This window comes from Endozoicomonas sp. ALD040 (assembly GCF_049275945.1).
Lineage (GTDB): Bacteria > Pseudomonadota > Gammaproteobacteria > Pseudomonadales > Endozoicomonadaceae > Endozoicomonas_A.
Genome location: NZ_CP184829.1, coordinates 3,970,009 through 3,984,173 on the forward strand (window position 1 = coordinate 3,970,009; position 14,165 = coordinate 3,984,173).

14 protein-coding genes and 1 riboswitch are annotated in these 14,165 nt (G+C 46.6%); of the genes, 7 read left to right on the forward strand and 7 right to left on the reverse strand.

Features of this window, described 5'->3' with window-relative positions:
• Nucleotides 1–13 precede the first annotated feature (13 nt).
• On the reverse strand, nt 14–922 hold the full coding sequence (locus tag ACOJUN_RS14540; protein ID WP_422132659.1) for a hypothetical protein: 909 nt from the start codon (nt 920–922) through the stop codon (nt 14–16).
• A gap of 173 nt (nt 923–1,095) precedes the next feature.
• On the opposite strand from ACOJUN_RS14540, the gene ACOJUN_RS14545 reads away from it, so the two are divergent.
• Nucleotides 1,096–1,863 (forward strand): alpha/beta fold hydrolase, encoded by a 768-nt coding sequence (locus ACOJUN_RS14545; protein ID WP_422132660.1) that lies wholly within the window; start codon nt 1,096–1,098, stop codon nt 1,861–1,863.
• 43 nt (nt 1,864–1,906) lie between these two features.
• Here the strand turns inward: ACOJUN_RS14545 and ACOJUN_RS14550 are convergent, their stop codons facing one another.
• The 4 genes from ACOJUN_RS14550 to ACOJUN_RS14565 form a co-directional block, all read right to left on the reverse strand.
• The gene (locus ACOJUN_RS14550) at nt 1,907–2,161 is read right to left on the reverse strand and encodes a hypothetical protein (RefSeq protein WP_422132661.1); all 255 of its coding nucleotides are present in this window, start codon (nt 2,159–2,161) and stop codon (nt 1,907–1,909) included.
• A 91-nt stretch (nt 2,162–2,252) separates the two neighbouring features.
• Nucleotides 2,253–3,035 carry a 3',5'-cyclic-AMP phosphodiesterase gene (gene cpdA, locus ACOJUN_RS14555; protein ID WP_422132662.1) on the reverse strand — a complete coding sequence of 261 codons (783 nt, stop codon included), beginning with the start codon at nt 3,033–3,035 and terminating at the stop codon, nt 2,253–2,255.
• Nucleotides 3,036–3,136: 101 nt separating this feature from the next.
• Entirely contained in the window at nt 3,137–3,577 is a 441-nt protein-coding gene (locus ACOJUN_RS14560) for a DUF1249 domain-containing protein (protein WP_422132663.1), read from the reverse strand.
• 26 nt (nt 3,578–3,603) lie between these two features.
• Nucleotides 3,604–4,254 (reverse strand): cupin domain-containing protein, encoded by a 651-nt coding sequence (locus tag ACOJUN_RS14565; protein WP_422132664.1) that lies wholly within the window; start codon nt 4,252–4,254, stop codon nt 3,604–3,606.
• A gap of 241 nt (nt 4,255–4,495) precedes the next feature.
• Between ACOJUN_RS14565 and ACOJUN_RS14570 the strand changes: the two genes are divergently transcribed.
• Nucleotides 4,496–5,893, forward strand: a complete 1,398-nt coding sequence (locus tag ACOJUN_RS14570; protein ID WP_422132665.1) for a TolC family outer membrane protein — start codon at nt 4,496–4,498, stop codon at nt 5,891–5,893.
• Nucleotides 5,894–6,225: 332 nt separating this feature from the next.
• A complete protein-coding gene (locus ACOJUN_RS14575) occupies nt 6,226–6,702 on the forward strand; it encodes a hypothetical protein (protein ID WP_422132666.1) in 477 nt (158 codons plus the stop codon).
• A gap of 358 nt (nt 6,703–7,060) precedes the next feature.
• On the opposite strand, the gene ACOJUN_RS14580 is transcribed toward ACOJUN_RS14575, so the two are convergent.
• Complete coding sequence (locus tag ACOJUN_RS14580) at nt 7,061–8,074, reverse strand: IS110 family transposase (protein ID WP_422132667.1); 1,014 nt, start codon at nt 8,072–8,074, stop codon at nt 7,061–7,063.
• A gap of 349 nt (nt 8,075–8,423) precedes the next feature.
• Between ACOJUN_RS14580 and ACOJUN_RS14585 the strand changes: the two genes are divergently transcribed.
• Nucleotides 8,424–8,750: a hypothetical protein gene (locus ACOJUN_RS14585; RefSeq protein WP_422132668.1), complete on the forward strand. Its 327-nt coding sequence runs from the start codon at nt 8,424–8,426 to the stop codon at nt 8,748–8,750.
• Nucleotides 8,751–8,995: 245 nt separating this feature from the next.
• On the opposite strand, the gene waaA is transcribed toward ACOJUN_RS14585, so the two are convergent.
• Nucleotides 8,996–10,285, reverse strand: a complete 1,290-nt coding sequence (gene waaA, locus ACOJUN_RS14590; RefSeq protein WP_422132669.1) for a lipid IV(A) 3-deoxy-D-manno-octulosonic acid transferase — start codon at nt 10,283–10,285, stop codon at nt 8,996–8,998.
• 229 nt (nt 10,286–10,514) lie between these two features.
• Here waaA and ACOJUN_RS14595 point away from each other — a divergent pair, with 229 nt between their 5' ends.
• From ACOJUN_RS14595 to ACOJUN_RS14605, 3 genes are all read left to right on the forward strand, one after another.
• The gene (locus ACOJUN_RS14595; RefSeq protein WP_422132670.1) at nt 10,515–11,996 is read left to right on the forward strand and encodes a cobyric acid synthase; all 1,482 of its coding nucleotides are present in this window, start codon (nt 10,515–10,517) and stop codon (nt 11,994–11,996) included.
• Nucleotides 11,997–12,043: 47 nt separating this feature from the next.
• Complete coding sequence (locus ACOJUN_RS14600) at nt 12,044–12,637, forward strand: cob(I)yrinic acid a,c-diamide adenosyltransferase (protein ID WP_422132671.1); 594 nt, start codon at nt 12,044–12,046, stop codon at nt 12,635–12,637.
• A 117-nt stretch (nt 12,638–12,754) separates the two neighbouring features.
• Nucleotides 12,755–12,963, forward strand: a riboswitch (cobalamin riboswitch).
• A gap of 132 nt (nt 12,964–13,095) precedes the next feature.
• Nucleotides 13,096–14,163: a cobalamin-binding protein gene (locus tag ACOJUN_RS14605; RefSeq protein WP_422132672.1), complete on the forward strand. Its 1,068-nt coding sequence runs from the start codon at nt 13,096–13,098 to the stop codon at nt 14,161–14,163.
• The last annotated feature ends 2 nt before the right edge of the window (nt 14,164–14,165 follow it).

The following is a 14,165-nucleotide window of genomic DNA, read 5'->3' on the forward strand; positions in this document are numbered from 1 at the left end:
TCAGATTGAATCATTAATTTTCTTCTTCGTCGAAGGGGGGGGCAACATGGATGGAGTTGAGGATTGAGAACGTCGCGGTATCAGCCTGGGCTTTTACTCCATAGTATTCAACATAGACTTCTGACTGCGATATAGCGGAATCTTCTGCATAGCGACAAATGGCTTCGCTGTCCGTGTATAACTTAACAACGTTAGGCACTTCTACTTCATAAGTTTCATAGGTTAAAACCGTTCTGTGTTCATATTCACGCTTATCGACATTGTATTCAAGAGACGGTTTATAAGTCGGCCTGCTTTTCAGACTCCTGGCGGTGCCACCCAAATGAAGGTATACCGTACATTTGTGGTTCAGTAGCCAACGGGCTACATGGAGCACCAGGCCGAATGTTTGCCGCTGAGTGTAGGTTCCTGAATTTTTTATCGTCGGATTTAAATCTATGCCATTAGGGTATTGTGTAAATGAAGGCGTTTTGGAAAAGCTGCTCTCAACCGGTTGGACATCAATCACTCGATAACCACTGTTAGTAGCGAAGGGGTTAGACCAAAATGGATATTGGTATCTGATCACTAAAGGTTTCCTGGAAACTCTCAGTTTGTCCCAGAGGTAATAAAATTCAGGTTGTACCGATACCTCGTAGGTTTTGGCTGGGTAGTTTGTGCCATTCAAGGTGCCTTTCCCTGCCAGAACTTCCAGCTCTCCGGATTCCCAGATAAAGCCCACTTCCCAGCCTTTTGAGGAAACCGTGCCAACCAGGAAACCAGTTTTCCACCACCCTTCTTTGTCTGCCTGCACCTGCTCGGAGAGCAGTTCGGGTTTTAAGGGGGGCGCAGACCAGGCAGGCAGACAAAATACCGAGATTAAGAGGCCGCAGAGCCATTGAGAGCCTTTCATAATGGTGTCCTTACCAGATAGTGAAGTCATAAAGTTCAGACTAGCATTACGTCTGAGGGAGTGTCTTAGGCTTTTTCCGTATTACTGAAGAAAGACCATACTGATAAAGTATCTTAAGGAAATACAATGTCCACGTGGTCAACCAGCATGATGCCTTATCCTGCGTGGATCGCTGCAAGACGAAAGGAGAGATTAAATAACCCATGAAATTGTATGCCAGACAACAGGGAGAAGGTGAGCACCTGGTTAGTGTGCACGGATTATTTGGATCACAGGAAAACCTGGGGGCTATCAATCGGCAGCTTGCAGAAAGATTCATGGTACACGGTCTGGATGTACGCAACCATGGTCGTTCTCCCCATGATGATGCAATGGATTATCCTGTCATGGCTGCCGATGTCGTTGAGTATCTGGATGATCAGCAGATTGAGAAAGCACACCTGCTCGGGCACTCTATGGGCGGTAAAGTCGTTATGGAAGTGGCTTTGACTCACCCTGAGCGGGTAAACAAGCTGGCTGTTATGGATATAGCTCCCGTGCATTACAGGGTGCGACGGCACGACGATGTTTTTGCAGGTTTGTTTGCTGTTGATCTTGAGACTATACAGAAGCGTGGCGATGCCGATCATGCTCTGCGCCAGCATGTAGAAGAGTTGGCTGTTCGAACATTTCTTCTGAAGAACCTTTATCGCAATGACGAGGGAAATTACCGCTGGAGAATGAACCTGGAAGCGATTCATCATAACTACCTGAATATTTCTGCGGGTCATTCCGGAAAGGAGTCTTTTGAAGGTGATGTATTATTCCTGAAAGGCGGTAACTCGGATTACATTCTCGCAGAACACCGGGAAGAAGTACTTAAACGATTTCCAAAAGCAGCCATGAGAGAAATTGCCGGTACAGGACATTGGTTGCATGCCGAAAAGCCAGAATTGGTCGCTCGTACTTTGATGCGCTTTCTTGAATCTTGAAGTTATAAGAAAAGCCGCCTCGGGCGGCTTCACTGTATTAACTTCAATGTCTGGGTTGTTCACCTTCGATGTCATCCCATTGACTGTAATCGTCATCGTCATCTAAATCGTCGTGGGAATCGGCGAGATTTTGACGGAGGGACTTTTTATCCCAATAATCTTCAATGCCTTGTCGAATGGATTTCTTCTTTCTCTGCTTGCAGCGTTCCTTGGCGGTTTGTCTCTTTCTGAATTCCTGACCTGAATCCCAAAAGATCTTATCCTGGTCATCGAACTGCATTGACCTAACCCTGGACATAATCTTACTTCCTTTTTTACTACTCCTAATTATCAATCTAGAAAAAAACAGTCAGGGTTCTAATAAAAAATGCTGATATTGAAGGGGGTTATCAATAGCCGTTAGCAGTGAGATCCGGTTTTAAAGAGTAGCCTTCCAGTCGAACCACCCGTGTATGTAAGGTGCCATCAGGCATTAGCTCAAGCTCTCGATAGCCTGGCCAGCGGTCATCCAGCATAAAATTATCGCATTCAGGCTTGAACTGGACACAAGTAGAAGGGGTAGAAAGAAACCGGGTATTTTTGATGGTCTGATCCCGTTCCTGATGGATATGACCATTGATAACCACCCGGACATTCGAGTATGACTGGATCAGGCTCATAAACTGTTCAGCGTTCTTCAGGCTGATAGCGTCCAACCACTGACTCTCAATGGTGTAGGCCGGATGGTGAAAAGCCACCAGTGTGTGTTTATGCGGGGTCTCAGAGAGGTGTTTTTCCAGAAGCTGGAGCTCTTTGTCCGATAAAAAGCCCGGAACCTGCCCCGGAATCTGGGAATTAAGCATAATGATCTGCCAGGAGCCTGAATCCAGATAAGGACTCATGGCTTGCGGGCTGACCTGTTGCATCAGTTGAGCATCATCATGATTTCCACAAGTCCAGAGATAAGGTTTCTCACTGGTATCCAGAACCGTTTTCAACGATTGGTAGGATTCCAGGCTCTCGTCCTGGGTAAGGTCTCCGGTGACAAGGAAAATGTCCGGGTTAAAGGACGAGGATTGAATCTTCTCCCAAACGTCCAGAAAACTCTGATTGGTGTCTGCTCCCATCAATCTGCGATCAGAAGAGCCGAACAGATGGGTATCCGTTAACTGAATGATGCGTATTCCGGTCATAGGTCCTCTGATAATTCATAATGGGTGCAGCGAGTCTTCTTCATAATTTTATCAGGGAGGCCAGAATAAAGCAGTCACTCTTCGCACGTCTTCAGTTCATATCAGATTTGACTTAAACCATGAGTCAGACAGAAGTTCAGCCATTCGGAAAAAAGCTGATTCAACTGTTCCTTTTCGTCAGGCATGAGCATCTTTTCATTGGGATAAGGATAGATAGCCTTGAAGTGTCGTTCTTTATTAACACTGATGATCTCGGCCATTCTGACATCCAGATAAATTCGGATTCGGAACTCGGGCAGCCTCAGCCACTCACCCCAGGCTGCATCCAGATCGACTTGCAGAACGGTCGTAAAAGGAGCCCGCTCGAGCACCTGAAACCATGCCTGTCCTTTCTTGCCAGCGAAATAAAATGAAAGAGCAACGTTATCTTTTTGCTCAAGATCGGGCAGCAGAAGCATGAGTTTATGAAAATTCCTTTCACACAAGTTTTGCTGCTTGATGAGGTCGGCTTTGTAGCGAGCCTTTTCTGTCCTGGTGTCCATATGCTCAATTGTAGTGCATGGCCGTGCTAAAGAGGAAGGTGACCAGTCTTGATCATAACGATAGTGTCTTCCGTTGCCGGTTCAAGATCGTAATTAAAATGTGGGGTTCGTATCCATGTGCCAGCAGGCCAGTCTCCTGAAGTCGTCGAAAGCTTACCAGAAATAACCAGTATTTCTACTCCTCCAGACCTGTCTTGCAGAGACAGGGTTTTCCCTGCAGGAATTCTGAGGGTAGAAACTTTCTCATCTTTAAACTGATATAGAAACACTTCAGCAACACCGGTTGAATCATTCCGGCCCAGGGCTTCGAACATATTGTCTCGAACAGTTTGCCTGTCTGACGGATCAAACTGACATAGCTTCACGAATATCACGCAGCCTTCTTTACTGAAAGGCGCGTGCTGGCTGCCTGGTGGATTTCGCAGATAGCTACCTGGACCAAAATCTCCCGTTTCGTCGGAAAAAGTTCCTGAGAGTACCAGAATTTCCTCACCATCCGGGTGAGGGTGCGCAGGAAAACTGGCACCGGCAATATACTGAACGATGCTGGTGGCATGTCCTGACTCCTTATCTTCCCGAGCCAGTGGCTTACGGAACACTTTACTGGCGGGGCTTGGTTGCCACTGCTGATTTTCGGTTTGAATAACAACGGATTCCTTAAAGTTCATGTTCAGCATGGAATATTACCTGTTTAACTATAAGACAATGGATGACCATTCGGTGTCGGTTTCCTGATCAAACAATTATTGGATTCATGGTCGCCTGTATTAAGAAGCCAGTTCAAACCTTTTCACATTGAGTTTATTGCTTTTGACGACAGGTAAACTAGTGTAAATTCAGCGAGTTGCGCTTGAGTAACAACGGGTAAACCGACATTATTGTTCGGCTTTCGGGCCCATTTTTCAAGGAACTGGAGATATGCCAAAAACTTATCTTAAAGGCTTTTTACTGGCAGCCCTGGCCAGCTCAATTATGTCTGCCCAAGCGGCTGAGACTGAATACAACTTGCTGGAAGTATATAATCTGGCGTTGAAAAATGATGCCCAGCTGGCCGCTGCACGTGCCGATATGATGGCGACTCAGGAAGGTAGCACCCAGGCAAGAGCCCTATTGCTGCCCAATTTGTCTTTGTCGGGTGGAACTCAGTACAACAAAACATCTCTCGAGGCAGCCGTCAGTGACGTTAAAGACGATTATAACTCTCATACCTGGGGAGCTACTTTAAGTCAGCCATTGTTCAATATGGCCAGCTGGTTTGGTTATGATTCTGCCAAGTTTCAAAGTGCCCAGGCAGAAGTTACTTTTGGCTATGAGCAGCAGAATCTTATTCTCAGGGTTTCAGAAGCCTACTTTAATGTGCTGAGAGCTGAAGACAGTCTGACCACTGCCATAGCCGAAGAAAAAGCGGTCAAACAGCAGCTGGATCAGGCTCGTGAACGCTATAATGTGGGTCTTATTGCTGAGACTGATGTTCTCGAAGCCAGAGCACGCTACGACGATGCTCGAGTAGTCCGGATTGACGCTGAAAACAATCTTTCAGTGTCTTATGAGGCTCTGCGTACAATCGTCGATCAGGATATTCAGGACATTGGCAAGCTCAATAAAACCATGCCCGTTACTGCTCCCACACCTGCTGTCTCTGATGAGTGGGTCAACAACGCGCTCAAGAATAACCTGCAGCTTGAGGCCGCACGTGAAAGCCTGAAAGCCGCAGAGAGCAATATCAAGGCCAAGAAGTCAGGCCATGCTCCAACTGTTGATGCTTTCGCCAGCTATAACTACAACTCCAGTGATGCAGACTCTGCCAGAGCAGACACTACAGGTAACGGGATAAGGACCGGTGATGGCGACCAGACTGTGGTAGGCGTTAAATTTAACCTGCCCCTGTTTGCCGGTGGTGCAACCAGCTCCCAGGTTCGCCAGGCGACTTACCAGATGGAATCGGTTCAGCAGAATTACGACAAGGCGTTGCGCGAGATTAACTCCGGTACCCGTAACCTGTTCCGCACCGTCAATTCTGATGTCGCTCGTGTAGAAGCCCGTTGTCAGGGTATTGTCTCTTCTGAAAGTGCGTTGAAAGCGACAGAGAGCGGCTATGAAGTTGGTACCCGTAACATTACCGATGTTCTCGATGCCCAGAAGACACTGTTTGCTGCCCAGCGTGATTACCTGAATGCCCGCTACGACTTTATCGTGAACACATTGAAGCTGAAGCAGACAGCAGGTACCCTGAATCCGGAAGACCTTACCCAGCTGAATAACTGGATAGTGTCTTCAGAGGAGATGTCCATTCCTGCCCAGTGTCGTGCTAACTGACAGAGACATTTTGGTTTAAACAGGCTTGGATGACAAAATAATAGCGCTGGTTTCAGCGCTATTATTTTGTCCATAGATCTAAAGCGTTAAAAATCACAGAGCAAGTGTAATAACTCGAATTACTTTTATTATCTCTATTTTGTATTCATACAATGCTAATACATCACCACTTAATGATGCAGTCAGTAGTTTAGACTCCCCTATTGATGAGATGACCGTCGACAATAAAAGCCTGGCAAGAGCATCTAATTCACTTTTTGGCTGCCTTGAGGTTGAGTGGTAAAGCTATTTTTTGAAATACCGATAACAATAAAAATACTTGAGTCGAAAAAATGTTTAAAAAGCATCTGGTAATATTTCTGTTCTGCTTGATGTATCCTTTTTCTTTAAAAGCAGATTTTAAAGGGCTTCCAAAATTGCCAGATTTTGGAAAAGTTAATTCATACTATAATGCCGTCAGAATACTTTTCGATGATCATTTACAAGAGATAGAAGAAATAAAGACTTCTGGCGGCCAGGTTGAAAAAGTCTTTTCTGTTATATCTCTGAACAAAAGATGGTTTGTTAAAATTACAAGAGAAGACTGCGAGTCATGTGAAAACACTCATTTTGATACTGAGTGGAAATTAAAGAAAGAATATAAGAATTATTCATGGCTTGGTTTAAAAAATGCAGAACTGGTATTTCCTGAAAAAGGTGAAACCTTTATTCTGGAAAATAAAAAACATTTGGTTGCCAGATATGCCTGGGTTCCTGGTGAAACATTATCAGATATTTACAGTAAGTATTTTAACGAAAAGAAACCTTGAAGAAAGCATTTTATCGCTACGGGCAGGTTTTATCAGTTAATCATCTTGACCCTGAAAAGCCTAGGAGCCTTATATGGTCCGCCCCGTTTTGCAAGAGCCTGTTTTGTTAATTAGCAAACAAAGATAACTGCAATCATATATACGGCCTATTCATGAGGTCTAACCCTCTGGCCCTGATGGGTATCCGCGCAACCTGGCCTTATCAGTCCGACGGCCTCAAGGGCCAAGGCTCCTATCAGGTTTCAGGTTGCCGGTTTTTACCTGTTTGCCATCAACTGTACATGCTCATCGCAATCTGCGGGGGGGTTCCCCTTTGATTAAGCTTATGCTTTACTTTGCCGCTGCCGCCTTTACCTCATTATGCAGCCTTGTAAACTTCATTTCGGGTCATGATGACCCAGACAATCCGAGCCATTTTATTAGCCAGACCAACGGCGGCAACGTTGTGATTGCTGCGCTCATTAAGTTGGCTAACCCATTTTTTACAGCGGTCATCCTTATTTTTGAGGCAGTGGAGTACCGAACGTGCGCCGTGTATCAATAATGTGCGCAGGTATTTATCACCCCGTTTACTGATGCCCAGCAGGACTGACTTACCGCCTGTGGAATGCTGTCTTGGAACTAATCCCAACCATGCGGCAAGGTGTCGACCAGATTTAAAATACGTCGCATCACCAACGGCTGCCTTCAATGCTGTGGCAGTGATGGCTCCGATACCCGGCATAGTCATCATTCGACGACATTCGTCGTCGTTTTCAGCCAGCTCCTGAATTTTCTGGTCATACTGTTGAATACGCTTGTCAAGACTGGCCAACTCTTCTGATAAACCATGTAGCAGCTCACGAGTCAGCGAATGGAGTCCATTTTCAGCATCTTCCAGAATTCGTGGAAGCTGTGCACGAACTTTACCAATACCCTGGGCAACCACAATACCTTCTTCCAATAGTGACCCCCGGATCTGGTTAACCAGGGCAGTTCTCTGATCAACCGCTTGTTGACGATAGCGGTGCAGAAGTTGCCAGGCCTGCTGCTCTGACGTTTTAACAGGTACAAAACGCATGCTGGGCCGTGAAGCTGCTTCTGCAATCGCTTCAGCATCGTTGTAGTCATTTTTGTTGGTCTTGACATAAGGCTTGACAAATTGAGGTGAAATCAGCTTGACAGTATGCCCATAGTTCTTGAATAACCGAGCCAAATAGTGAGCACCACCACAAGCTTCCATAGCGATAATGCATGGCTCCAGATTTGCCACGTACTCCAAAAGGTTCTTCCTGGACAACTTCTTTCTGATGACTTTGCTACCCTGGTCATCAACACCAAACAGGTGAAAGTTGTTCTTGCCAATATCGATACCAAGTACTGAAATAGTCATGGGTGGTTCGCTCCGGTTAATCCTGTTTAAATGGTTAACTCCATTTTGGCTCATTTGAAGCCGTTTAGGAGGGGCGGACCATCCCATTAGACCGAGAATAGACTGCCCTACTGCGGCGGCAGCAAATTGGTCTGAAAATCCGCTTTTGTTCGTCAAATAGCTCGCTATTCTCCTCACAAAACCGAATTTTCATCCTCAATTTTCTGCCGTCCTCGCTACGGGCGCTATTCTCGGTCAGGCTCCTAGTCACGATATAGATGTCATATTAAATAGATCTGTAAGGCTACATCTTAGTGATAGAAATACCAGGAATGAAAAATATCATGAAGATAAAGATAAAATATATATCTTGGATTTAGCGGATGATAATAGATATATTGGAAGAGAAGTTAAAGTGAAAGAAGAATTAGGGTTGTGGCTATTAAATATGATTGATCTTTATGATGAGCTGGACACCGATGCAAATTGCGGAAGAAATCATGAATGTCTGTTAATCCCTTTTAATAGTTTTACACAAGGGTACATATCCTCACTTCCAATGTACAGTTCCAATGTTATTCTAGCTATGCTGAAGACAAAATATTTAGAAATAGTAAAAAATATTTGCAAAGCCGGTTATTCTGAATTTTGTTTGCTGGAAGACAGTTCGAGCGCTGACAACTGGCATGGCAGCTAATGCTTTTAGCAAAGGTGGCGAACACAGTGAGCCATGATACTCCCCCGATAAAATAGACACAGGTCCTACGGCTAAATTGCCACTTCGTATTCTACCGGAGGTCGATAATTTAAAAGGTGCGCTTCGAGTCAATGGATTCATGAGGTAGAACGACGCAGGAGCCAGAGTCGAGACATTTATCGACTCTGTCCAGGTGAGTTGGCTCTGATGTCCAGTCAGGCGATCAGTGTACTTTCTGTGGCCACTCAGTCAAGATGATCAATGGTTTCTGACACCTGTTTCAAAAGCTTTTGCAATGCACCTCTATTACCTTCCACAAATCTTTGAGCCTGGCCGCCCATCTTTTTTCTGGCTGCATCGTCTGTCAGCAGATCGTATACGACTGCTGCCAGTTGATCTGAGTTCTGTATGGTTTTCATACCGCCAGCGTCTTCTAGCTGTTGGCTGATATCTGTGAAGTTATAAACGCTGGGACCGGATAAAACAGGTATCCCCAGGGCGGCGGGCTCCAGCATATTATGACCTCCGTTCTTAATCAGACTACCCCCGACAAAGGCTATGTCTGATGTTGCATACAGCTTCATCAGCTCACCCATGGTGTCGCCAATGATTACTTGGGTATCTGCAGATGTTTCTGTCGCCTGACTGTGTCTTATGGTGATGAACCCGAGACTTTCTGACAGTTCAAAAACACGGTCAAAGCGTTCGGGATGTCGGGGAACAAGCAACAACAGAGTATCGGATAATTTCTCGTGCACTTTGCGAAAAGCATCCAGAACCGGCTTGTCCTCGCCGTCGTGGGTACTGGCAGCTATCAGTATTTTTGTCTTGTGGCCCAATCCCGATTCCCATGTGGATTTAAGCAAAGCTGCACTGTTGTTGATCTCATCATCCACAGACATATCAAACTTGACGCTGCCGGTTATGGCCAGACGTTCAGCAGGCAAGCCCAGTTGTTTGAATCGTTCACCGTCATTCTCGGTCTGGCAGGCTACCTGATGGATGTTCTGCATCATATTTCGAGTCAGCGAGCTTAATTTTGCATAACCCCGGGCCGACTTCTCTGACAACCGGGCATTGATGATAACCACGGGAATGTTTCTGGCTTTACAGGCGGCAATGGTGTTGGGCCATAGCTCTGTTTCCATGATTAAAGCCATTTTGGTGTGAGTCCGATTTAAAAAACGGTTTTGCACGTCTGGCAAATCGTAGGGGCAATAGACATGAGAAACACGGTCACCGTATATTTTTTTAACACGCTCGGAGCCGGTGGGTGTCATGGTGGTGACGACAAAGCGGTAATTGGGGTATTGATTCATCAAGGCTTTAACCATGGGCGCACTGGCTATGGTCTCACCCACAGAAACGGAATGGATCCATATGACGGGTTTGTCATTGGGCAACTTTTTGATAAAACCAAAGCGTTCACCCCAGCGATGACCATATGCAGGAGATTTTCTAGTGCGCAGAATCAGCTTGATCAGGACAGCGGGCACCAAAAGGTACAATAAAAGTGAATATAAGTATCGACTCATGCTCGGGCTGGATTCGTTAGGAGTTGGACTACCAAGTATGTTAACAGATAGAGCCTGACCCGAAATAGATTTATGAGTCGAATCTGTCCGGCTTTCAGTGATGGGGGCTTTCGAACACTGATGTAACCCATGGAGAAATGATGCTGGGCATCAAGAAAGCGCTTGCATCCATCCACTGAACAATATCAAACTGCCTCACCTTATTGTCAGGACTGCCATTCTGGAACTTATGAATCACTCAATACCGCCCGGGCGACGGACTCTCATGGTTCAGGGAACCACCAGTGATGCGGGGAAAAGTGCGCTGGTTACCGGACTTTGTCGAGCTTTCAGCAGGCGGGGTATTCCAGTGGTTCCCTTCAAACCACAGAACATGGCTCTGAACAGTGCGGTGACCGAGGATGGCGGCGAAATTGGCAGAGCCCAGGCGCTGCAGGCATTAGCGGCGGGTCTTGAGCCCCATACAGATATGAATCCGGTTTTGTTGAAGCCTAACTCCGATACAGGTGCACAGGTGATCGTCAATGGACGTTCTATCGGTGAAATGAATGCCCAGACCTATCATGAATTCAAACCGAGGTTGCTGGAGTGCGTCCTCGAATCCTGGCGCAGGCTGGCAGAGCAATACCGTTTCGTGCTGGTTGAAGGGGCGGGAAGTCCGGCAGAAATCAATCTGCGTGACAGGGATATTGCCAACATGGGGTTTGCCCAGGCCGCCGACTGTGCGGTCATTATTGTTGCTGATATCGATAAAGGCGGGGTTTTTGCCCATCTTTATGGAACATTGGCACTATTGTCGGAATCAGAGCAAAGACGGGTAGCCGGTTTTGTAATCAATCGCTTCAGAGGTGATATCAAACTACTGGAATCGGGACTGGAATGGCTCGAGAAAAAAACGGGTAAGCCGGTGCTGGGTGTGCTTCCTTATCTTCATGGCCTGCATCTGGAGGCTGAAGATGCAATTGAGTCACAACAGGTTTCTCATGATAATGATTCAGTTTTACAAATTGCGGTGCCTATACTGACCCGTACCAGTAATCACACTGATTTTGATCCCCTTAGGCTGAGACCTGATGTTCAGATTCACTTTGTTGGCAAAGGCGAACCCATTCCTCCGGTGGATCTGATTATTATTCCCGGTACCAAAAATACCCGGATTGATCTCGACTATCTAAGAGAGAATGAATGGGATCAGGATATTCTCAGGCATCTGCGATATGGTGGAAAGCTGATGGGCATCTGCGGAGGCTATCAAATGCTCGGCAATATTGTACATGACCCTCAGGGTATCGAAGGAGAACCTGGCAGCACTGAAGGATTGAGGTTGCTGAACCTGGAAACCACAATAGCCCCCCAAAAGCAGCTGAAACAGGTGGCTGGTTGCCTCTCTCTTCCCGATATGGAAAAGGTTCCAGTGACCGGTTATGAAATTCATGCGGGTATTACCCGGGGTTCGGCTCTTGATAATCCTCTCATTCAACTGAAACAGGGGGTGGACGGTGTCATGTCTGAAGATGGCCAGATATTTGGTACTTATTTGCATGGCATTTTTGAAACAACGGCAGCCTGTAATGCCTTTTTAACCTGGTCTGGTCTCAGGCAATTAGCGGCAGTGGACTACGAAGCGCTCAGGGAAGAAGGTATTAATAGAATGGCGGATGCTGTTGAGCAGAATATTGATTTGAACAAATTGTTAGCTGTTTATCAGTGAAAAATATTTCGTTACTTCAAATAATTACGTCTGAGGGAATATTTAAGATGACAGAAGAGCGCAAGGGCTATCGGCTGACCAAAATTTATACCCGTACTGGTGATAAGGGAACCACCCGGATTGGCAGTGGTGATGTTCTGTCAAAAGCGGATGATCGGATTGAAGCTATTGGCTCCGTTGATGAGACAAACAGCTGGATGGGTATGTTGCTAAATGTGCTCAGGCAGTCTGATGACTTGACCGAGTCGCAGCTGAGTCGGGTCAGCGAGATTCAGCACAGGCTGTTTGATGTCGGTGGAGAGTTGGCCATGCCCGGATATCAATTGATTCAGGAAGAGCATACGACAGTCATGGAGACATTGATTGACGAGTTGAATGAAGATTTACCACCATTGAAAAATTTTACATTGCCCGGTGGCGGGGCTGCCGCCTGTCATTGTCATATGGTAAGAACGGTTTCGCGCAGGGCCGAACGTGCTGTGGTCCGATTGCGTGAATCTGGTGTCGACATTAATGCCCCTCTCATTACCTTTCTCAACAGGCTGTCCGATGTGATGTATGTGCTTTCAAGGCATTGTGCCAGAAAGAACGAAGGAGAGGTGCTATGGCAGCCCTCTCCCAAATCAAAAGTTCAGGGTTAATGTCGCCTTTCTCAAGAGGGGTGAATTAACACGAAAGTTCGGGTAATATGCCCGACCTTTACGAAGGTCCCACGGTGGCAACGGCAGCGCATAAAAAGTGCTGACATGTTCAGACGCTGTGGATTGTTTGCGAAACGGTCTATTATCCGCTTGCGAACGATAGGGAACGGGGTTTTAAACCCGGCTGTGCCCGCAACTGTGACGGAGTAATGCGTTCTCAAGAAAGCCCCTGGAGGCTTTCTAAACCACTGGATTCAAGGTCCGGGAAGGTGAGAAAAGCATGTTGATCCCGGAGCCAGGAGACCTGCCTTCAGTAAAGCAACCATGGAAGCTCTGAGCTATAGAGCTTTCTAACCGGGCGGGTCACCTGGCGGTTGGGAAAATTCATATCTTCCCCGGAAACTGACAAGTCTTTGAGCAAGAGAGACAAGTCAGAATAATTCTGCGGTTGGAACTTTGTGTCTGGCCGACTGTCTGCCGCCCTGAGAAACATCGATCTCAGGGATTCCATGAGGCATCTGCATCAAACAAGTCGAGAACGAAATTGTTCATCACTCGGGAAGGCTGTCGCAAAAGTGCTGCGCTTCGCTGAAGGGTATCTTCTGTCTGCTACCTGGCTGGCTGCTTTTGTAATTTCTGGTCATACGACATTGTTGCAGGCAGCACAGGTTTGCATAAAAGACGACCTGAAAAGGGAAGTCTGTGCCCCCAAATCCGTCAAAAAAATAGTCAGCCTTTCTCCTGGTTCAACAGAATTGATCTATGCTGCAGGAGCAGGTAAGCAAGTTGTCGCAGTCGATGATCACAGCGACTACCCTCCCGCAGTCGCTAAAGTACCCCGAGTAGGTGGCTTTCCCAATGTCAGCGTTGAAGCCATTGCTGCTATGAAACCAGATTTAGTGGTGGCCTGGGCAGGAGGCAACAGCCCGAAAGTGACGTCAAAGCTGGAGTCACTGGGTGTCAGGGTTTTCTACATTGATCCGCTAAGCTTTCCTGAGATCGCATCGGTCATCAGGCGCCTGGGCAAGCTGTTTGGTACCTCTGCGGTTGCGGATAAAGAAGCCAAAAGGTTTCTGGCTCGTTACCAATCCATCAAGAAAAAATACCGGTTTAAAAAGCCTGTCACTGTCTTTTATGAGATCTGGAACAAACCGCTGATGAGTATCAGCAGGAACCAGATTATCGGGCAGGTGATAGAGCTTTGTGGTGGACAAAATATTTATGCCGACTCAAAAATACGGGTACCCAAAGTCAGCATGGAATCCCTTCTTGGCAAGAACCCAGAGGTTATTGTCAGCTCCAGCAATCTTAAAGACGGTAAAGCTATCGAAGAGCGCTGGTCGAAATGGAGCGATCTTCAGGCAGTGAAACAGCACCATCTGATTACCGTGCCGGGCAATTTGATATCCAGGCCAGCACCCCGGGCTCTGGATGCTGCCGAATCCCTTTGCCAACAACTCGAGAGCGTCAGAAAAGAAAGTCTTGCCAGGGCTTCAAAGACGCCAGCAAACACACACAAGGAATAATC